Annotated in this window: 20 protein-coding genes; 13 read left to right on the top strand and 7 right to left on the bottom strand. The window is 43.2% G+C overall.

All coding sequences use genetic code 11. The annotated features are described in order from the left end of the window. Nucleotides 1-117: 117 nt before the first annotated feature. On the bottom strand, nucleotides 118-1155 hold the full coding sequence (locus FSB76_RS31660) for a LacI family DNA-binding transcriptional regulator (RefSeq protein ID WP_147060707.1): 1038 nt from the start codon (nucleotides 1153-1155) through the stop codon (nucleotides 118-120). Between the two features lie 131 nt (nucleotides 1156-1286). Between FSB76_RS31660 and FSB76_RS31655 the strand changes: the two genes are divergently transcribed. The 8 genes from FSB76_RS31655 to FSB76_RS31620 all read left to right on the top strand — a co-directional run bounded on the left by FSB76_RS31655 (nucleotide 1287) and on the right by FSB76_RS31620 (nucleotide 12025). Then, nucleotides 1287-2774: a xylulokinase gene (locus FSB76_RS31655; RefSeq protein ID WP_147061133.1), complete on the top strand. Its 1488-nt coding sequence runs from the start codon at nucleotides 1287-1289 to the stop codon at nucleotides 2772-2774. Nucleotides 2775-2877: 103 nt separating this feature from the next. Continuing rightward, complete coding sequence (xylA, locus tag FSB76_RS31650; protein WP_147060705.1) at nucleotides 2878-4206, top strand: xylose isomerase; 1329 nt, start codon at nucleotides 2878-2880, stop codon at nucleotides 4204-4206. Nucleotides 4207-4258: 52 nt separating this feature from the next. Continuing rightward, nucleotides 4259-5959, top strand: a complete 1701-nt coding sequence (locus tag FSB76_RS31645; RefSeq protein WP_394349445.1) for a sodium/sugar symporter — start codon at nucleotides 4259-4261, stop codon at nucleotides 5957-5959. A 216-nt stretch (nucleotides 5960-6175) separates the two neighbouring features. Then, a complete protein-coding gene (uxuA, locus tag FSB76_RS31640) occupies nucleotides 6176-7372 on the top strand; it encodes a mannonate dehydratase (RefSeq protein WP_317131360.1) in 1197 nt (398 codons plus the stop codon). Nucleotides 7373-7382: 10 nt separating this feature from the next. Further along, the gene (gene uxaC, locus FSB76_RS31635; RefSeq protein ID WP_147060699.1) at nucleotides 7383-8795 is read left to right on the top strand and encodes a glucuronate isomerase; all 1413 of its coding nucleotides are present in this window, start codon (nucleotides 7383-7385) and stop codon (nucleotides 8793-8795) included. Then, nucleotides 8792-9838 carry a sugar kinase gene (locus FSB76_RS31630; protein ID WP_147060698.1) on the top strand — a complete coding sequence of 349 codons (1047 nt, stop codon included), beginning with the start codon at nucleotides 8792-8794 and terminating at the stop codon, nucleotides 9836-9838. Before uxaC ends, FSB76_RS31630 begins: the two co-directional genes overlap by 4 nt. A 115-nt stretch (nucleotides 9839-9953) precedes the next feature. Beyond that, complete coding sequence (locus tag FSB76_RS31625; protein WP_192910114.1) at nucleotides 9954-10613, top strand: bifunctional 4-hydroxy-2-oxoglutarate aldolase/2-dehydro-3-deoxy-phosphogluconate aldolase; 660 nt, start codon at nucleotides 9954-9956, stop codon at nucleotides 10611-10613. 104 nt (nucleotides 10614-10717) lie between these two features. Beyond that, on the top strand, nucleotides 10718-12025 hold the full coding sequence (locus FSB76_RS31620; RefSeq protein WP_147060694.1) for an MFS transporter: 1308 nt from the start codon (nucleotides 10718-10720) through the stop codon (nucleotides 12023-12025). 459 nt (nucleotides 12026-12484) lie between these two features. On the opposite strand, the gene FSB76_RS31615 is transcribed toward FSB76_RS31620, so the two are convergent. Continuing rightward, nucleotides 12485-12712, bottom strand: a complete 228-nt coding sequence (locus tag FSB76_RS31615; protein ID WP_147060692.1) for a hypothetical protein — start codon at nucleotides 12710-12712, stop codon at nucleotides 12485-12487. A 102-nt stretch (nucleotides 12713-12814) separates the two neighbouring features. Between FSB76_RS31615 and FSB76_RS31610 the strand changes: the two genes are divergently transcribed. Together FSB76_RS31610 and msrA are read left to right on the top strand one after the other, a co-directional pair. Beyond that, the gene (locus FSB76_RS31610; RefSeq protein ID WP_147060689.1) at nucleotides 12815-13078 is read left to right on the top strand and encodes a DUF3820 family protein; all 264 of its coding nucleotides are present in this window, start codon (nucleotides 12815-12817) and stop codon (nucleotides 13076-13078) included. Between the two features lie 79 nt (nucleotides 13079-13157). Then, nucleotides 13158-13808 (top strand): peptide-methionine (S)-S-oxide reductase MsrA, encoded by a 651-nt coding sequence (gene msrA, locus FSB76_RS31605; RefSeq protein WP_147060687.1) that lies wholly within the window; start codon nucleotides 13158-13160, stop codon nucleotides 13806-13808. Nucleotides 13809-13810: 2 nt separating this feature from the next. On the opposite strand, the gene FSB76_RS31600 is transcribed toward msrA, so the two are convergent. From FSB76_RS31600 to FSB76_RS31590, 3 genes are read right to left on the bottom strand one after another with little or no spacing between them, the layout of a single operon-like run. Further along, on the bottom strand, nucleotides 13811-14815 hold the full coding sequence (locus FSB76_RS31600; RefSeq protein ID WP_147060685.1) for a transglutaminase domain-containing protein: 1005 nt from the start codon (nucleotides 14813-14815) through the stop codon (nucleotides 13811-13813). Between the two features lie 26 nt (nucleotides 14816-14841). Next, the gene (corA, locus tag FSB76_RS31595) at nucleotides 14842-15966 is read right to left on the bottom strand and encodes a magnesium/cobalt transporter CorA (RefSeq protein WP_147060683.1); all 1125 of its coding nucleotides are present in this window, start codon (nucleotides 15964-15966) and stop codon (nucleotides 14842-14844) included. Next, nucleotides 15967-16584, bottom strand: a complete 618-nt coding sequence (locus FSB76_RS31590) for a WbqC family protein (RefSeq protein ID WP_147060681.1) — start codon at nucleotides 16582-16584, stop codon at nucleotides 15967-15969. It abuts the gene before it with no gap. A gap of 35 nt (nucleotides 16585-16619) precedes the next feature. On the opposite strand from FSB76_RS31590, the gene FSB76_RS31585 reads away from it, so the two are divergent. Both FSB76_RS31585 and FSB76_RS31580 read left to right on the top strand, forming a co-directional pair. Then, nucleotides 16620-17504 (top strand): lysophospholipid acyltransferase family protein, encoded by an 885-nt coding sequence (locus FSB76_RS31585; protein WP_147060679.1) that lies wholly within the window; start codon nucleotides 16620-16622, stop codon nucleotides 17502-17504. Beyond that, complete coding sequence (locus tag FSB76_RS31580) at nucleotides 17501-18553, top strand: glycosyltransferase family 2 protein (RefSeq protein ID WP_147060677.1); 1053 nt, start codon at nucleotides 17501-17503, stop codon at nucleotides 18551-18553. Before FSB76_RS31585 ends, FSB76_RS31580 begins: the two co-directional genes overlap by 4 nt. 19 nt (nucleotides 18554-18572) lie before the next feature. On the opposite strand, the gene FSB76_RS31575 is transcribed toward FSB76_RS31580, so the two are convergent. Continuing rightward, complete coding sequence (locus FSB76_RS31575) at nucleotides 18573-19214, bottom strand: hypothetical protein (RefSeq protein WP_147060675.1); 642 nt, start codon at nucleotides 19212-19214, stop codon at nucleotides 18573-18575. Between the two features lie 51 nt (nucleotides 19215-19265). Beyond that, nucleotides 19266-19685, bottom strand: a complete 420-nt coding sequence (aroQ, locus tag FSB76_RS31570) for a type II 3-dehydroquinate dehydratase (protein WP_147060673.1) — start codon at nucleotides 19683-19685, stop codon at nucleotides 19266-19268. Between the two features lie 226 nt (nucleotides 19686-19911). Between aroQ and xerD the strand changes: the two genes are divergently transcribed. Continuing rightward, entirely contained in the window at nucleotides 19912-20811 is a 900-nt protein-coding gene (gene xerD / locus FSB76_RS31565; protein ID WP_147060671.1) for a site-specific tyrosine recombinase XerD, read from the top strand. Nucleotides 20812-20976: the final 165 nt, after the last annotated feature.

Below are 20976 nucleotides of genomic sequence, written 5' to 3'. Positions count from 1 at the left end.
CCACCGTATACCTAACGGCACGTAGGGGGCTTGAGAGGACAAGTAGAGAAATAACCCCTATTTTCTGCTCGATGATACCTTAATATCGGTACCCTATAAAAATAGACTATTGAACGATTAACTTTTCCCATTCCTCGCCGTTGATCCCCTGATAATCAACTCTGGTTTTATGCTGATGGTTTTTGGTTTAGATATCGTATCTGTATTTCCCTTTTCCTGGAAGTACAAATTAGCAACTGTGTTGCCCATGTAAATACTAAACTGGTCTATAGTGGTTATGGATGGGCTGGTAATTTCCGAGAAACCTTCGTTGGCGTAGCCGCAAACGCCTAACTCGGCTGGTACCTTTATTTTCATTGCGTTGGCAACCTCCAAAACACCCAGGGCCGAGAAATCAGATGTAGAGGCAAATATGGCATCGGGAGGCTGGGGGAGGCTTAGCAGTTTGCGGGTACCTTCGGCGCCTAATTCTTTTGTCCAGGCGTTTTCAACTATCAGTTCATCAATCACATCAATGTTGTAGGCCTTTAAGGCCCGCAGGTAGCCGGTTTTACGCTGTTTAAAAATGCTGAGGTTTTGAGGGCCTTCCAATAGTGCTATGCGTTTGTAGCCGCTTTCAATCAGGTGCGATACAGCTTCGTACGATGCCTGTTCATTATCGTTTATTACTTTCAGGGTTTCCAGTTCTTCGGCCACACGGTCAAACTGGATGAGCTGGATGCCGTGGTCAATCACATTTTGCAGGTGCTGATAGTCGTTGCCATCGGCCGATACCGATATTACAATACAATCCACATCCTGGTTTATCAGGGTATTTACACACTGTATCTCTTTATCATGCGATTCGCCCGATTGGCAGATGATCAGGTTGTAGCCTTTTTGATAGGTAGCTTCCTCGATACCTGCAATAACGTTGGCAAAAAAGTTTTGGTTAATGCGCGGCACCACAATGCCAATAGTTTTGGAGTGTCCCTTGCGCAGGTTTGATGCCAGGATGTTACGCTTGTAGTTAAGTTCATCGGCGGTTTTCATGATCAGCTCCTTGGTTTTTTCGTTTACCTGGTTGCTGTTATTCAATGCGCGAGACACCGACGAAGCGGTTATGCCAAGTTTTTCGGCGATGTCATAAATGGTGGTGCGTTTTCCCTTTTTCATTATAAAGTGCAAGTTGGAAAAAATATTTTACGCAATCGATTGTAATTTTAAATATTTATTTAATTTCGTGAAGTTAAATGCCAAAAAATAAACCCGTTTTTACTATTCATGCTAAAACCCAAAACAAATCCATGCTATTATTAGGGATTGATATAGGTACTTCTTCAGTTAAAGTTAGTGTTGTTAACGCTGATACGCAACAAATTATAACATCAGCACAGTTTCCGGACGAGGAATCGCCGATAAAAGCGGTACACCCGGGATGGGCCGAGCAATCGCCACTCATGTGGTGGGACCAGGTACAACAGGCACTGGCACGCTGCCACGCCAAGGGAGGTTACAACCAGCAGGATATTGCCGCCATAGGCATAGCTTACCAGATGCACGGCTTGGTTTTGGTTGATAAAGACCAGAATGTTTTGCGCGATAGCATTATCTGGTGCGATAGCCGCGCCGTTGAAATTGGCGATAAAGCCTTTGTCGCCATAGGCCAGGAAAAATGCTTATCGCACCTGTTAAACTCGCCGGGCAACTTTACCGCATCCAAACTGGCATGGGTAAAAGAGAACGAGCCCGGAATTTATGCTAAAATAGACAAGATCATGCTACCCGGCGATTACATCGCCATGAAGCTAACCGGCGAGATCACTACCTCGGTATCGGCATTATCTGAAGGGGTATTCTTCGATTTTAAAACCAACGGCATCTCTAAAGACGTTATCAATTACTTTGGTTTTGATGAAAGCCTGTTCCCGGTTATCAACCCGGTGTTTTCATCTCACGGAGCATTAAAAAGCGATGTAGCCGAAAAACTTGGCCTTAAAGCCGGCATCCCTGTAACCTATAAATCAGGCGATCAGCCAAATAATGCTTTATCATTAAATGTATTGAATCCGGGCGAGGTAGCTGCAACTGCAGGCACATCCGGAGTAATATACGGCGTAAGCGATCAACTGGCTTATGACCAGCAATCGCGCATCAACACCTTTGCCCACGTAAATTATTCCGAAGAGGAAAAACGTTTAGGCGTATTGCTTTGTATTAACGGAACGGGCAGTTTATACCGCTGGGCCAAATACAATTTTGGCGCAGGCTTAAGCTACAATCAACTCAACGAAGAAGCAAAAAAAGCGCCCCTGGGCAGCGATGGCCTGCGCGTACTGCCCTTTGGCAACGGTGCCGAGCGCATGCTGAACAATAAGCAGGTAGGCGCCCATTTCCAGAATATCGACCTTAACCTGCATACCCAAGCGCATATTTTCCGCGCGGTACAGGAGGGCATAGCCTGCGCATTCCGTTATGGTTTTGATATCATGCGCAGCAACGGCATGAACCCTACGGTTATACGCGCCGGCAAAAGCAACCTGTTTTTGAGCGAGCTATTTACCGAAACCTTTGTAAACGCCACAGGTGTTCCCGTTGAACTATACAACAACGATGGCAGCGTTGGCGCGGCCTTAGGCGCAGGGATAGGTGCAGGCATCTTCAAATCGCCGTCAGAAGCATTCAGCAACACCAAAGCCATCCAATTAATAGAGCCGGATCTTTCTGTTGATTTTGAACCTATTTATAACGAGTGGAAAGAGCTACTTGAGATTAGGTTAAAGGCGAAAGGTTAAAAGCGAAAGGTCGGAGCCGACCAGTAAAAGCAGAAGAAATTCAATAATTCAATAACTCAGTAATTCAATAATTAAACAATCAGTAATTCAATAATTAAATAATATGAAAATCATCACAGGCGAAAAGGAATTTTTCACAGGGATAGGCCAGATTGCTTACGAAGGGCCGGAATCAGATAACCCGCTGGCGTTTCGTTGGTACGATGCCAACAGGGTAGTGGCTGGTAAAACCATGGCCGAGCATTTACGTTTTGCCTGCGCTTACTGGCATTCATTTAATGGTAATGGTGCGGATCCGTTTGGCGGACCTACCCACATTTTTGCATGGGACGAGAAAGCCGACGCTGTAGAACGCGCTAAAGACAAAATGGATGCAGCGTTTGAGTTTATCACCAAAATGAATATCCCTTACTATTGTTTCCATGACGTAGATGTGGTAGATTATACCAACGATGTAAATGAGAACGACCGCCGCATCCAGGCTTTGGTTGAATATGCCAAACAAAAACAAGCCGAAAGCGGTGTTAAATTACTTTGGGGAACATCAAACCTGTTTAGCCACCGCAGGTATATGAACGGTGCTGCTACCAATCCCGATTTTCATGTACTGGCCCATGCCGGAGCACAGGTTAAAGCGGCAATTGATGCAACCATCGCTTTAGGCGGCGAAAACTACGTTTTCTGGGGTGGTCGCGAAGGCTATATGAGTCTGCTGAATACCGATATGAAACGCGAGCAGGAACATTTCGCTAAATTTTTACATACCGCTAAAGATTACGCACGTAAACAAGGTTTTAAAGGAAACTTCTTTATCGAACCAAAACCTTGCGAGCCAACCAAACACCAGTATGATTATGATGCGGCTACCGTTTTAGGCTTTTTGCAGAAATACGATTTGCTGAATGATTTTAAACTGAACCTGGAAGTTAACCACGCTACATTAGCCGGCCATACTTTCCAGCATGAATTACAAGTAGCTGCCGATTCGGGTTTATTGGGCTCGATAGATGCCAACCGTGGCGATACCCAAAACGGATGGGATACCGATCAGTTCCCGAATGATATTAACGAAATTACCGAATCGATGATGATTATCCTGGAAGCAGGTGGTTTACAAGGCGGCGGTATTAACTTTGATGCCAAAATTCGCCGTAACTCAACAGATCAGGCCGACCTATTCTACGCTCATATAGGTGGCATGGATATATTCGCCCGCGCCCTGGTTATAGCCGATAATATTTTGCAAAAATCAGAGTATAAAAAGATCCGTACCGACAGATATGCCTCATTTGATGCAGGTTCGGGAAAAGATTTTGAAGATGGTAAGCTATCTTTAGAAGATTTGCGTAACTATGCAATAACCAATGGTGAGCCAAAAACATTAAGCGGTCGACAAGAATATTTAGAAAATTTGATAAATCGCTATATATAGCTTATAATTGTCAATCTAACATTATTAAAACCAACTTAACCAAACAATGAACCTGAAAACCCTCTCGTACGGCGATTATGTCGTGTTTTTTATTTACTTCGTTATCGTATCCAGTTATGGCTATTGGGTATACAAGCGTAAGCATAATGCCGACGCGACCTCTAAAGACTATTTTTTGGCCGAAGGGTCGCTTACCTGGTGGGCAATCGGGGCATCATTAATCGCTTCCAATATCTCTGCCGAGCAGTTTATTGGTACAAGTGGTTCGGCTTTTAAAATGGGATTGGCCATATCAACCTACGAGTGGATGGCGGCAATAACGCTGATCATTGTGGCGGTATTTTTTATACCTGTGTATCTTAAAAATAAGATATTCACCATGCCGCAATTTTTGCACCAGCGATATAACAGTACGGTGGCCATGATCATGGCCATCTTTTGGCTGTTGCTATACATCGTGGTTAACTTAATGTCTATCCTTTACCTTGGTGCATTGGCTATCAGCGGTATATCTGGCCTCAACATCTGGTTATGTATCATATTACTTGCAGTTTTCTCGGCATTTATTACTCTTGGGGGCATGAAGGTTATCGGTTACACCGATGTTATTCAGGTTGCTGTGCTTATTTTAGGCGGATTGATGGCTTCGTACCTGGCGCTAACTTTATTGAGTGAGAAGGAGGGCACTACAGGTTTATTGAATGGATTTAAAATATTACATTCAGAAGCTTCAGACCACTTCCACATGATTTTCAAAAAGGATAATCCTAACTATATGGATTTGCCTGGCTTATCAGTTTTAATTGGTGGTATGTGGATAACCAACCTTAACTATTGGGGCTGTAACCAATATATTACGCAAAGAGCTTTGGGTGCAAACCTTAAAACCGCTCGTGGTGGTATTTTGTTCGCGGCTTTCCTTAAATTACTAATGCCTGTTATTGTGGTGTTACCAGGTATTGCCGCTTATTTATTGTACCAAAAAGGCATGTTCCACCAGGAAATGATGAGCTCAACAGGTGTAACCGATCCTAATAAAGCTTATCCGTCCTTATTGAACTTATTGCCAACCGGCTTAAAAGGCTTATCATTTGCGGCACTAACGGCGGCAATTGTGGCTTCTTTAGCAGGTAAAGCCAATAGTATAGCCACCATATTTACCTTAGATATCTACAAAAAAGCTATCAATCCCGGTGCTACAGATAAAAAATTGGTAAATCTTGGTAAAATATCTGTTTTGGTTGCTTTGGCATTAGGTGTTATTTTATCATTTTTTATCGGCAACGCTTTGATGGGCGAAGGTAAACAAGGGTTCCAATACATCCAGGAATATACTGGCTTTGTGTCTCCGGGTATATTTGCCATGTTTATCCTTGGTTTCTTCTGGAAAAAGGCAACATCAAACGCGGCCTTGTTTGCTACTATCGGTGGTTTCATTATGTCGTGTGTGTTTAAAGTTTTACCACGCTTTGCTGATCTTAGCTTCTTATCGCCATACGGTTTCTCCAAACTGGCTTTACAAGATGATAAAGTAACTAAACTGTACGAAATACCTTTCCTTGACCGTATGGGCTTTGTATTTGTTATTTGTATTATAGGCATGTACATCATATCAAAAATTGAAACCGCCAAAGGCGTTGTTACAAATGGTCTCGAAATTGACGCATCGATGTTTAAAACTTCGAAAGGCTTTTTGGCCGGTGCGGTAATTATTACAGGCATCGTGGTTGCGCTGTACTCTGTATTCTGGTAGTAGACAAGTTAATTGAAATATTTAGCGAGCGGCGGGTTTTACCTGCCGCTTTTTTTTTAACTGGTTTAGGAAATAAAGTTAAAGCTGAAAATCAGAATGCTCTCCTTTGATGAGGCCTCTCCGCAATCGTTATCGTAGATTGTTGTAAATATCGTTTCCATCCTAAACTAATGATGTGTAATTTGCCCGTTCAAACTACAATACCATTAACCTATAGTGAATAATTTAGAAGAAACATTCCGGTGGTTTGGCCCCGCCGATCCGGTTACACTAACAGCAATTTCGCAATCCGGGGCTACCGGCGTTGTTACAGCACTTTACCACATCCCAGTTGGCGAGGTTTGGAGTTTGGATGAAATCATCCAACGTAAAAATACGATAGAAGAAGCTGGCTTACGGTGGTCGGTTGTAGAGAGCGTGAATATTCATGAAAGTATAAAAACCGCCGGCGCCGATAGGGATACATACATCCAAAACTATGTAGCTACGCTTCAAAACCTGGCGCAGGCAGGCGTCAACATCGTATGCTACAACTTTATGCCCGTGCTGGATTGGACACGTACCGACCTGGATTACCTGCTGGCCAACAAAGCAACTGCTTTAAGGTACGATGCTAAAGCTTTAGCCGCTTTTGACCTTTACATCCTGGAGCGCCTGGGCGCCCGCGACGATTATAGTGCCGCCCAACAGCAGGTTGCCAAACAATACTTGGACAACATTACTGCCGATGAACGCACGCAGCTAATTAATAACCTGATGGCAGGTTTACCAGGCACCAACAAAACACTAACCATTCCCGAATTTAAGGAGCACTTAAAACGCTACGCGGATGTTGATGCCGTGGGCCTTAAAGAAAACCTTGCTTACTTTTTAAGGGGTATTATACCTGCGGCCGAAAAAGCAGGCGTTAAAATGTGCATCCACCCGGACGATCCTCCATTCCCGATACTGGGCCTGCCAAGGGTGGTATCTACCGAGCAGGATTTAGCCGACCTGGTTAACTATTACCCTTCGACCAGTAATGGCATCACGTTTTGTACCGGCTCATTAGGGGCAAGGGCCGATAATGACTTGCCGGGAATTATAGAACGATTAGGCGAACACATCCACTTCCTGCACCTGCGTAATGTGCAGCGCGAAGCTGATGGCAGCTTTTACGAGGCCGAGCATTTGGGCGGCAGTACCGATATGTATGCCGTTATGAAAAATATTGTATTGGAGCAGCAAAAACGCGTGGCCGATGGCCGTGATGATATTGCCATACCCATGCGCCCGGATCATGGACATAAACTGTTGGACGATTTTAACCACAAAACTTACCACGGCTACTCGGCCATAGGCAGGCTGAAAGGGCTTGCTGAATTGCGAGGCCTTGAAATGGGCGTTAAACGCTCTTTACTGGATAAAGCATAACCTACTATTGATGAAAAACTTTTTAGATAAAGACTTTTTATTAACTACCCAAACCGCGAGGCGCCTGTACCATGAATATGCTGCGGATTTACCTATTATTGATTACCATAGCCATTTGCCGCCCGACCAGATTGCCGGTGATATCAATTTTGAAAACATAACCCAGGTATGGCTTAACGGCGACCATTATAAATGGCGTGCCATGCGTGCCAACGGCGTTGATGAAGATTACATTACCGGGAAAAAAACCGACCTCGAAAAATTTGAACAATGGGCGGCCACCGTACCCTATACACTGCGCAACCCGCTTTACCACTGGACACACCTTGAACTGCAGCGGTATTTTGGTATTCACGACCTGCTATCGCCGGTAACTGCCCTGCAGATTTATGACGAGAGTAGCAAAAAACTCCAATCGCCGGAGTATAGTATCCGCAATATCATCAAAAGCAAAAATGTCGAGGTAATATGTACAACCGACGATCCGCTTGACGACCTGGCTCATCATCGAAAAATAAAAGCTGATGGTTACGAAGTACAGGTGTTGCCAACATTCAGGCCGGATAAGGCTATGAATGCCGATGATTTGGCTGCATTAAACCTGTACATTGATAAACTGGAGGTAATAGCAGGCGCCGCTATCCATACCATTAATGACTATTTATGGGCTTTGAAAGCCCGCCACGACTATTTTGCAGCAAACGGAGGCCGGTTATCTGACCATGGTTTGGAGCAAGTATATGCCGAAGATTATGCCGATGCCGAAATAGCTGATATATTTATCAAGATAAGGAACAACCAGTCCCTTGATGCAACCGAGGCCCTGCAATTTAAATCGGCCATGCTGTACAATTTTGCTTTGTGGAACCACGAGAAAGGCTGGGTAATGCAATTGCACCTGGGTGCGCTGCGTAACAACAATACCCGCGGATTAAGCGAGCTTGGGCCGGATACCGGCTGGGATTCCATCGGTGACTTTTCGCAAGGCCGGGCTTTGTCTAAATTCCTGAACCGTTTGGATACAACCAATCAGCTTAGCAAAACCATCCTGTATAACTTAAACCCGGCCGACAACGAACTGATGGCATCCATGACCGGCAATTTTAACGATGGTTCGGTAGCCGGTAAAATTCAGTTTGGATCGGCCTGGTGGTTTTTGGATCAAAAGGACGGCATGACCAAACAGATGAATGCGCTATCCAACATTGGCTTGCTCAGCAGGCTGGTAGGGATGCTTACCGATTCACGCAGCTTTCTGTCTTTCCCAAGGCATGAGTATTTCCGCAGATTGGTTTGTAACCTGTTTGGCGATGATATCGAAAACGGCGAATTGCCAAACGATATCGAGTGGACGGGTAAAATCGTCCAGGATATTTGTTATTACAACGCGAAGAATTACTTTAATTTCGATCAGAGCAAATGAGTACGCCATTTGAAATAACGGCATCAAAAGGGCGCATCCTTTCATTCGGAGAACTGCTTTTGCGGATATGCCCCGACGCCGGCGGCCAATGGCTGAACGATAACCAGCTGCCATTTTTTATAGGCGGTGCCGAACTGAACGTAGCCGGTGCACTGGCGCTTTGGCAATTGCCCTCGGCATATTTTACGGCCCTGCCTAATAACGCCATGTCGGCCCAGATCATTGATTACCTGGAGGCAAAAAAGGTTGATACATCTTCGGTATACAAACATGGCGATAGGATAGGACTGTACTATTTAACCCGGGGTAAGGATATCAAAAACAATGCCCTTATTTATGATCGCGCCTGGTCGGCATTTGCCATGTTGAAACCCGGTCAGGTTAACTGGGACGAGGTTTTGGATGGCGTAACCTGGTTCCATTTCAGTGCGATATGCCCGGCTATAAGCCAGGATGTGGCGGATGTTTGCCTTGAAGTGCTGGAAGCTGCATCGGCAAAAGGTATCACCATTTCTGTTGATTTAAACTACCGTTCAAGATTATGGAAATACGGTAAACAACCGGTTGATATAATGCCACAGCTTGTAAAATACGCCGATTTGGTAATGGGTAATGTTTGGGCAGCCGAGTTAATGCTGGATATCCCGGTAGCGCCGGATATTCATGAATCGGGACAGAAAAGCATCTACCTGAAAGAGGCGCTCAAAACGTCGGAAACCATCATGGCCCAATACCCAAAATGTAAAGCAGTAGCCAATACTTTCAGGTTTGATGCCGGCGAGGGTATTAACTACTATACGGCTTTATATACCGGCGATAAACTATACAACTCCAGCCAGTATGAAACCGATAAGGTGGTTGACAAAGTTGGCAGTGGCGATTGCTTTATGGCCGGGCTTATTTATGGGTTTTACAATAACCTTGGGCCGCAGCAAACATTACAGTTTGCAACTGCCGCAGCATACACCAAACTGTTTATTGAGGGCGATGCCACCACGAAAACAGTTGAAGAAATTACTAATGTCGCGTTTAGCGCGAAATGACCGATGGTCTGGAGTCAAAAGTCTTAAGTTCTAAGTCAAAAGTGACAAATTAGATTTTGGACTTAAGACTTAGAACTTAAGACTCTCGACTTAGAATTCAAGACGTAACAAAATTATGAGCAAGAAAGATATAGTACTGGATGCGATATTAACACAGGGTACCTTGCCGCTGTTTTTTTATCCCGATGCCGAGGTTAGCCTTGAAATTACCCGCACTTTGTACAAAGCAGGGGTGAGGGTATTTGAATATACCAACCGTGGCGCAGCCGCGCTGGCCAATTTTAAAATATTAAAACAGGCGCAACAGGCCGAAATGCCCGATTTGCACCTGGGCATAGGCACCATTAAAAGCCTGGAGGAAGCAACAGCTTTTATTGACGCCGGTGCCGATTTTATTGTATCGCCAATTGTGAACCCCGAAGTGGGCGAATTTACCGCGAAGCATGAGTTGCTATGGATTCCTGGATGTATGACGCCTACCGAAATTTATACGGCGCAGCAGCACGGTGCGGCGCTAATAAAAATTTTTCCGGCCAATATTTTAGGGCCGGAGTTTGTATCGTCAATCCGCGATTTGTTTGCCGGGCAGTTGTTTATACCTACGGGCGGTGTCGATTTAAATATTAACAGCATTAGCGGCTGGTTTAAGGCCGGCGTTTGCGCTGTGGGTATGGGGAGCAAACTGATCAGCAAAAATGTATTGGAAAACAAACTGTACGACCAATTATACAGTGATACCGTAACACTGCTGGATATGGTAAAAGCTGCCAGGTAACTTTTTGAGCGGAAAGCCCAAGGCATAATGACAGAAGCTTGATTTTAGCGCGAATTTCCCCTTGTTTGCGCTTACAAACCAACAAAATATAAACCAATTATATAATGAGAGAAGCAAAAGTTGGAAATTACAGATGGGTGATATGTTCGCTTGTTTTTTTTGCAACAACCATTAATTACCTTGACAGGGCTGTAATCAGTCTGTTAAAGTCGCCGCTAACAGATGAATTCAAATGGAACGATGGGGATTACGCCAATATTGAAATTGCATTTAAAATAGCATACTCCCTGGGTTTATTGGCTGCCGGTAGTATTATCGACAAAGTAGGCACCAAGCTGGGCTATTTTTTGTCGACCTTTTTTTGGAGCGTTGCCGCCGTGTGCCACGCTTTTGTTACAAGTACATTTGGTTTTGGTGTTGTCCGGTCGGCATTAGGGATAAGCGAGGCGGGTAACTTCCCGGCTGCCATCAAAACCGTAGCCGAGTGGTTCCCAAAAAAAGAAAGGGCTTTTGCAACTGGCATCTTCAATTCCGGATCAAACATCGGGGCCATTGTTGCTCCTTTAACGGTACCCTATATCGCCGTTGCCTGGGGCTGGCGCTGGGCGTTTGTTATTACCGGTTCAATTGGTTTTATCTGGCTGGTGCTCTGGTTCTTTTTTTACCAGACTCCTTCTAAACATAAGTATGTAACCAAAGCGGAACTGGACTATATCAACAGCGACCAGGAAACAGCAACGCCGGACGAAAAATTAATTGAGGGCGAAAAAATATCATGGGGCAAACTGCTCACCTTTAAACAAACCTGGGCATTTGTTATCGGCAAGTTTTTAACTGATCCTATCTGGTGGTTTTACCTGTTTTGGCTGCCCGATTTTTTACAAAGCCAGTATGGTTTAAAAGGTACCGATGTGGCATTCCCCGTGGCGGCTGTTTATACCATGTCGACGGTTGGAAGTGTTTTTGGCGGTTGGCTGCCAATGCGGCTCATCAGGAATAACTGGGCGGTTTTTAAGGCCCGTAAAACATCTATGTTTATTTACGCTTTGTTTGTGATTCCTATTGTTTTTGCACAGGTCTTGGGCGGCATCAACATGTGGCTTGCAGTATTGGTTATAGGTATTGCCGCGTCGGCACACCAGGCCTGGAGCGCCAATATATTTACAACAGTGTCGGATATGTTCCCTAAAAAATCTATAGGATCAGTTACCGGTATTGGAGGTATGTTTGGATCAATAGGCGGTGTGTTTTTGTCAATGGCAGTACAAAAAAATCTGTTTGTGCATTACCGCGCTATTCATAAAATAGAAATTGCCTATTACATCATGTTTTTTGTTTGCGGCAGCGCCTACATACTGGCATGGTTAATTATGCATGCGCTTGTTCCTAAAATGAAGCCGATTAAGCTTTAATCTTATATAATAACGGAAAATGCATCCAAATTTGGGTTAACATAACTTAACATATTTTAGATAAATACTTTATAAGTATTTGATAATCAATGTTTTATTTTTAATCATGGTTAACATTGAATTGATTGCGCAATTTAGGTAAATCCAAATATTTGTGCCTGTTGTTGGCCAATCCAGGTGCCTTCCTTACCTTGATTATTTAAACAGGATCAGGCAATAAAAACAAGGTGTTGGTTGGTGCTTATATGTTCCGTACGCTGTTGCTGTTAACTATTGAGATATGTTTTCCCTGTTGGTATAATCAGGCACCGGCGTTTGCAGCCGGTGCCTGATTATATGATTTTGTTTAAGTTTTTTAAAGCCGAATTTTTTTGATCAGGTAACGAAGCCGGGACGATTGCCATTAAATTACTTTATGCTTTTCGCTTTTCGCCTTCTGCTTTTAGCTATTATATGAATTTAGCCCACCTGCGCTGCAAGTTCATCAATCCAACTTGACAGGTATGGCTCGGTGCCTGTTAACCTGATCCATCCGCCATCGGCTTCCTGCGCTATTATCAGGTGCAGTGTGCCATCAACCGACTTAAATTCATATGCTTTTGTAAAATTGCCGTAAGCAATGGGTTCTAATGTGCCATCAATCGTACTGTCGGTGCCGGTTAATTTGGCTTCAATTTGCTGTTCCATAGTTTATAATTTTAATACTAACACGCGTTGTTGCTTTGTGTTTGCAGTATATTGGTTAGTAGCAAGGTAAATCTTCAATCGCAAAATCATTATCTTTAACACGTGAAAAACTTACAGCCCGACCCCAAAGTATTGATCGATATTGTACAAACGCAAATGCCTTATGGTAAGTATAAAGGCACAATAATTGCCGATATACCAATTAGTTACCTGGAGTGGATGAGCGGTAAGGGTTTTACAAAAGACAAGCTTGGAATGATGTTATCTACCGTTTTCGAGATAAAAACCAATGGTTTAAGCGAGATTTTGTTTGTGGTGCGCAAATCACTAAATAAAGGCCAGGGTATTATCCCGAAACTAAAATAGCTTAAAGTGACCAATTGATGACCATCCGCTTGTAAGGTATCCTGCGTATATCCGACTAACAGTAAAAACATAAATAATTATGAAAAAGTTGATGTTATATATTGCCGGCGTATTTTTATTTATAGGCTGCGCAAACGGACAACCTAACCAGGATGCGATGGCCCCGTTGCCAAAACCCAAAGCAGGCGAAGCACTGGCTACCTTTGGCGGCGGATGTTTCTGGAGTATGAGCGAGGCCATGTCTGAGCTTAAAGGGGTAAACAAAGTTATTTCGGGATATGCCGGTGGAAATACCAAAAATCCGACCTATGAGGATGTTAGCACCCGCACCACCAACCATGCAGAAACAGTGCAGATTTATTATGATCCTAAGGTGATTAACTACGCTACAATTGCCGAAGCTTTCTTTTTTGCCCACGATCCAACTACATTAAACCGCCAGGGGCCTGATGAAGGTACAGATTACCGTTCGATAGCTTTTTACCGCACACCCGAAGAGAAAAATATCCTGCTGGCCACAATCAAAAAAGTAAATGAATCAAAGCATTATAATAACCCAATAGTTACACAGGTTGTTCCGTTCACCGTATTTTACGCCGCCGAAAACTATCACCAGGGCTATTATAAAACGCATTTAACCCAGCCTTATATTGCCTCGGTATCAACACCCAAAGTGCTGAAATTCAGGAAAGCGATGGCTGCAGAATTAAAGCCGGAGTTTGCGAAGTGATTTTAGCTTTTAAACTTTTTTAAACGGAGCGAGGCTGAGGCTACGCCACGGTTGCAAACTTGTAACAGTGGTTTTAACTCTTTTGTTGGGGTTTTCTCAATTAACGGTATGTCCTGTAAAAAATAGCTTTTGGCTTTTGTAAGCTCATCTTTACTGGCCTTGTCATTGTTCATAAGCTTAACCGCAGCATTATAATAAACAATAATTAATTGATCGGCGTTGTTCGGGTTAAATTTGTAGGCCCGCAACGCCGATTTTATTTCATTATCGGCAACTGGTAATTTGTAAGATGCTTTTATGCTATCTGCATAGTTAATATAGTTCCCGCGCTTCTCGTTATCAATTTCATTATAATCTTTAGCAGTAAAGCCTGCCATAGTTAATGGCTTTTCCTGGAATTGAAAAACAGGGTCAGCAGGTAAATGCGTTTTTAGGAAATCGTCGGGCAATGCCAGAAAGTATGATGGGTGGAGTCCCTTTTTAAATTTATAATCGTCTCCTTTTATTGTCAGGCTACCACTTCCCCAAAGGAAGTCTATCATTTTCCACTTGCCGTTTATGTATACTGCGTGCCAAATATGGTTGTTTTGCGTAAATGAGTCGCCTGGCTCAAAGCCATAATACTTTACATAACCTTCAATATCAAAGCCTGGAATTTTAAGGTAACTACAGGCTATGTCGACAAACCCATTATACTCGTAACACAACGCCCTGCCCGATTTTAAAGTTTCCTGAGTACTTAAAGGCTGAAGTGGGCCAGATTCCCGGAAACGCTGAGTGTCAAAATCGATATGCGCGTATACCCAATAGTAAACCAGCTTTAGTTTTTGTTCGGCAGTAATGCCTGGTTTGGTTATAGCCGGCAATAACTTTTCAAAACTGGTTGTGGTTATGCCTATATTTTTAACATACTCCAGATCGGCAGAATCGGTATTGGCAGTTTGCGAAAATGCAGGTTTAAAAAACGCGCTTGCCAAAAAAAACAACACGCAAAAGTTTAGTTTCATGGAAAATCAAATATCGATTGAATATATTACAATTTATTAAACCATCCCTTTTTCCAAAATACATATACAAGTGTTACCGCGATAAAAAACATCAATAATAAAGCATAAGCGTAACCATTGTGCCAGTAAAGTTCAGGCATATTGCCGGGGATAATGTGGCCTTTATCGTCTTGCCGTGCAAAGTTCATCCCGTAAATACCGGCAATAAAAGTCAGGGGGATGAAAATTACTGAGATAATAGTCAGCACCTTCATAATCTCGTTCATACGGTTGCTCACCATAGATAGGTAAAGGTCTATAATGCTGGAGGTTACCTCTTTGTAGTTTTCAATCAAATCCATTGCCTGGATGCAATGGTCATAAGCATCGCGTAAAAACAGCTTTACTTCGGGCGTTATCAGCGGACTTTCGGAACGGATCATGTCGTTTATCTTATCACGTTCGGGCCAGCTTGCCCGGCGAATGATGATAAGCGTCCGCTTAATTTGTTGCGAATTAAACATGATGCTTTTGTCAGCATCAGTATAAACCTTATCTTCAATGGCATCCAGTTTGTCGCCTATCTGCGCCAGCAAAATAAAATAGGTGTCAATTATAGTATCTGTGAGTGCGTAACACATATAACCGGGCCCTGCCGTGCGTATAGCTCCCTTCCCAGCCTTTAGGCGGGCTTTAACGGCCTCAAAGCACTCCACATGGTCCTCTTCAAAGCTGATGATCAGGTTATCCTTTATAATGGCCGAAAACTGGTGGTTCACCAGTTCGTCTTCGCTGTTAAAATGTACAATGCGGCTGGTGCTAAAGGCATAGTCTTCGTACTCATCAAACTTTGGGCGTTGATGAATATTGGCAATATCCTCTAAAACCAATGGGTTTATATGCAGGTGTTCGCCAATCTGTTCAATCAGCCGGGCATCGCCAAGGCCGTTTATTTTTATCCAGTGGGTATGGTTATCGCATTTTTTTAACTGCGCTAATATTACCTTAATATCCTTGCCTTCGGAAGTTATCAGCTCGTCCTTATTATAGCTAAACATGGCTATGTGCGGCTTAAGTGCGCCATCGGGCACTCGTATCATTCCGGGGCTGTCGCCAACATTTCCTGCATTGCGGCGGGCATTGTACTTAACCCTTTTTATTACATTATTCATTTACAAATAATTAATGGCCTGTGGGCCCTGGTTAAACAGTAAATCGACAATGCTCAAATTTTGCAGGAAGCCTTGCCGGTCTTCAAAAACCTGAAAATACGGTTTTTGTTGTAACTCTGTTTCTTTTTTTGGGTGGATGGACGCACGAAAGTCCGGAACCGAAGGATATTCGGCATGATATTCGGATGTGTACTGCAGCTCCGTTTTAATTTTGAGGAATTTGAACAGCAATTGTAAAAGCTCCTGGTTGTAATCAAATAAATAGGTTACCTGCTTTTGCCTGTTGTAAAAACGGGCAAAGTCATCTTCGTAATATTCAAAATAAGCAGACCGGCGGTAACATGCGCCCAGGCTTTGCCAATGCAGGCGCTGCCAGTCAAAATCGTAGCTTATTTTAACATCTTTAACTTTGGTATGTGTTTTTGAACCTTTTACCACCGGTACCACCAATGTAAGTATACCCTCGGGCGAATAGATGTTAGCCCGGTTGCGGTAAGTTTGTTTGGGAAAATGTTCTTCTCTTTCTATCAGTATATCAGGCTTGTACGTGTTTAATTGTACAAAGTATTCAACCGGCGGAAGATAAAACATAGGTAATACAGCACCTTTTTCAATCATATATTTTATGTTTGTGGTCAAAATTGGTTAAAATAATGGTAAAAAAAGGGTTTACAAGGTTAGGGATTTTATTTTTATACCTTACCTCGTTATTGCCCTTTTGGTTTTTATACCTCATATCTGATGTTTTGTTCGTTATTATTTACCACATTGTTCATTACCGCAGGGCAGTTGTACAGCAAAACCTGGCCAACGCTTTTCCCGAAAAAACAATTGAAGAACGCCAGGATATCGAGCGCAAATACTACCATTACCTGGCCGATTTGATTGTAGAAACGGTAAAAATGATTACCGTATCTGAAAAGCAAATTCAAAAAAGGGTAGTGGCTACCAATGCCCAATTAGTTCACGAATATTTTGCAAAAGGTAAAAGCATCATAGCGGTGGCAGGCCATTATTGCAACTGGGAAATGGCTGCGCTGAACTTTAACTTTGTGACTGATAACAGGTTCATGATTGTTTACAAGCCGTTGAATAACGAAATTTTTAACGACTTTTTTATCCAGATCCGGTCGCGGTTTGGGGGACAGCCCATTGCCATGAAACAAACCATGCGTAAAATGGTAGAGTACCGTAAAGAATTAACGGTAAGTGTATTAGTGGGCGACCAAACCCCCGGTGTAAACGAAGTAAACTATTTTACCACCTTCTTAAACCAGCCTACAGCAGTTTTCCTGGGCATCGAAAAAATATCAAAAACAATTGATGCCGCTGTTGTTTTTTACGATATGAAACGCGTTAAACGCGGTTATTATACTTATACATTGGTTCCGCTGACAGAAACCCCGAAACAGACCGCAGAGCATGAGTTAACCGAAATGCATGTGCAATACCTGGAAGGGATGATTAGGAAGGAGCCTCAATATTGGCTATGGAGTCACCGGAGGTGGAAATTTAAGCCGGAGGACAAACATAAATGATCAGTGCACCAAAAGTTGCCGTAGTTATTTTAAACTGGAACGGCACCAAATATCTTAAACAATTTCTTCCTTCGGTAATGGCGTCAACCTGGCCCGGGCTTGATGTTGTTTTGGGAGATAATGCTTCCACAGATGATTCGGTAGCATTTGTGAAAGAAAACTATCCCACAATAAAGATCATTCAGAACGATGAAAACTACGGTTTTACCGGCGGTTACAACCGTGTGCTGGCCAAAGTAGATGCCGACTATTATATCCTGCTAAACTCCGATGTTGAGGTGGTACCCGGTTGGATTGAGCCGGTGATAAGCCTGATGGAAAGCGACGAAAAGATAGCCGCGGCAGCGCCCAAGCTGTTAGCGTATGCCAATAAGAATACATTTGAACACGCAGGCGCTGCAGGCGGGTTTATTGATGCGTACGGTTACCCATTTTGCCGTGGCCGCATGTTTTATGAAGTTGAAAAAGACCATGACCAATACCAGCAATCGGGCGAGATTTTCTGGGCCTCGGGTGCCTCGTTGTTCATCAAAAAGAAATACTGGGACCTGGCAGGCGGTTTTGACGAATACTTTTTTGCCCACATGGAAGAGATTGACCTGTGCTGGCGACTAAAAAACATGGGCTATAAAGTGATGTATTGCGCCGAATCTACCGTTTACCATGTTGGCGGCGGTACACTCAATACCGAAAACCCCTTTAAAACCTACCTCAATTTCAGGAACAACCTTTTATTGTTAAAAAAGAACCTGCCTTTCTGGAGGGCATTCTGGGTTATCAGTATCCGCTTTTTAATGGATCTGCTTGCCCTTATCCGGTTTATGATGGAAGGCAAACGTAAAGATGCCTGGGCCGTAAGCAGGGCACATCAGGCCTTTGTTTTGGGCTTATTTAAGGTTAAAGGTAAAAGGCAAAAGGCAAAAGGATTATATAACTCACAACTCATAGCTCATAACTCAAAAGGCACTTTCCAGGGCAGCATAGTGTGGCAGTTTTTTGTTAAAAAGAAACGAAAATTTACCGATTTACCGCGGCAGGACTTGGTTTAGCGATGATTGGGAGGAATAGTCAGGTTATCTCATCAATACTTTGATCAAGTAAATCACCATTAACAGGATATGCCCCGGTTTGCCAAATTTTTTTATCAAATGGCGGCAAGGTTTTTTCTTGCTTAAAATGTTGGCCCATTAATTTAAAACTCATAAACTCATCGCTACCGGGTTGGCGGATGATTTCAAATTCGGTGTTTGGGAAATTATTTTGGCAATCGTCTTCATCCAGGTACTGTCCCCATAAAAACAAGGTTTTCTTGCGGTCTTTATCGATAACGTCAACATAAAAAGCTGACCCAAAATCATCAAAATCAGCTCTTTTTATTGCTCTTGATGTTTTAACAGTAATAATTTCAACCTGCCCGGTTTTAATGGCGCTTATCTTTTTAGCGTTACTAAGCGGCGTTACGAACTTATTGCAAATAAATACTGCAAAGGCCGAGGCAATTGCTAAAACGAGTAAGCAACCAATGATTTGAGTTGCTGCCGGTGCCGTTCCAATTTTTTTGCAAATAGCATGAAGCGCCATAAAAAGAATAAGATAAACAACCACTGTAGCAGTAATAAAACCCTCCAGTCGCTTGTAAAGGCTGGGGAGTTTTTTTAGTTGCTGCTCCTGTTGCTCAGCATTTAATCCTTTTAGCGTGTATTTGATCATGACGGTTGTTTATCATATACCACATGTTATAGACTATTATTGAAACGCTTGTTATTTGTTCAGAAAATTCTCTACACCAAGCCTGTATGAGTCCATGCCGAAACCGGCAATAACGCCCTTACAACTCGCGGCCAGCATGGAGTGATGCCTGAAGTCTTCGCGTTTGTATACGTTGGATATGTGCACTTCGATAACCGGGGTATTGATAGCCGCAATAGCATCGGCAATGGCGATGGATGTATGGGTGTAAGCACCAGCGTTTATTACAATGCCATCATAACTAAAGCCAATTTCATGAAGTTTATTTATAATTTCGCCTTCAACATTACTTTGGTAGTAGGCTATATCTACCGCCGGGTAACGCGCACGTAGTTGTTCAAGGTAACCTTCAAAGCTGGTATCGCCGTAAATGGATTTTTCGCGAACGCCGAGCAGGTTTAAATTGGGGCCGTTTATAATTTGTATCTTCATTGCTCCAAACTTAAGTATAAAAATGCTAATTAAGAGTCAAGATATGAGAGTCAAGAATTAAGACAACAATGTAAAGAATCAAGATAAGCGAAAAAAACAAACGTATCGCTTTAAAAACTATTTTCGTCATCGAAGCTAAGGGAAAATACCCTAATATTGTTTTCTATCTTGATTCTTGACTCTTATATCTTGACTCTTTTCCTAAATACATTAAATTAAAATCAATTTGGATTGGCGTTCGGCAATAAAAGGTTTCCAGGCATATTTGAAATTAGAGAAATCGCTGGCCGATAATTCTGTGGAGGCCTATAGCCGGGATATAGAAAAACTATACCAGTTTGCCGAAACTAAACCCTTTAAGCTGAAGCCGGAAACCATTAATTTAACCGACTTGCGGGAGTTTATTACCTGGGCGGCCGAACTGGGCATGATCCCATCATCCCAGGCACGCATCCTATCGGGCATCAAGGCTTTTTACAAATACATGCTGATGGAGGATCTGATAAAAAGTGATCCGTCGGAGTTATTGGAATCGCCCAAAATTCGGCGAAAACTGCCCGATACACTCAGTTACCAGGACATTAATAAACTGATAGCCGCCATCGATTTATCTAAACCCGAAGGCCCGCGCAACAAAGCGATATTAGAAACCTTGTACGGCAGTGGCCTGCGGGTATCTGAATTAACCGAACTAAAGCTATCCAACCTGTACCTTGATATTGAATTTATAAAAGTTACCGGGAAAGGTAATAAAGAACGCCTGGTACCCATAGGCGCCGAAGCCATCAAAGCCATTAAAATTTATATCGAAAGCCTGCGGGTGCACATCCCAATTAAAAAAGGCGAAGACGATATTGTGTTTTTAAACAGGAGGGGAGCACGCTTAAGCCGCCAGATGATATTTTTGATGATCCAGGACCTGGCGCAAACCATTGGCTTAAAAAAGACAATCAGCCCGCACACCTTCCGCCACTCCTTTGCCACCCACCTGGTTGAAGGCGGCGCCGACCTGCGCGCCGTACAGGAAATGCTGGGCCACGAGAGTATCACCACTACCGAAATTTATACTCACCTGGACAGAGAGTATTTAAAGAGTACAATAAGCCAGTTTCACCCGAGATCGTGAGTTGTGAGATCGTGAGTTGTGAGATCGTGAGTTGTGAGTTGTGAGTTGTGAGTTGTGAGTTGTGAGTTGTGAGTTGTGAGTTGTGAGTTGTGAGTTGTGAGTTGTGAGTTGTGAGTTGTGAGTTGTGAGTTGTGAGTTGTGAGTTGTGAGTTGTGAGTTGTGAGT

Origin of the sequence: Mucilaginibacter ginsenosidivorax, from assembly GCF_007971525.1 — a bacterium.
Lineage (GTDB): Bacteria > Bacteroidota > Bacteroidia > Sphingobacteriales > Sphingobacteriaceae > Mucilaginibacter > Mucilaginibacter ginsenosidivorax.
This window is presented reverse-complemented; position numbering and strand designations above follow the sequence as displayed.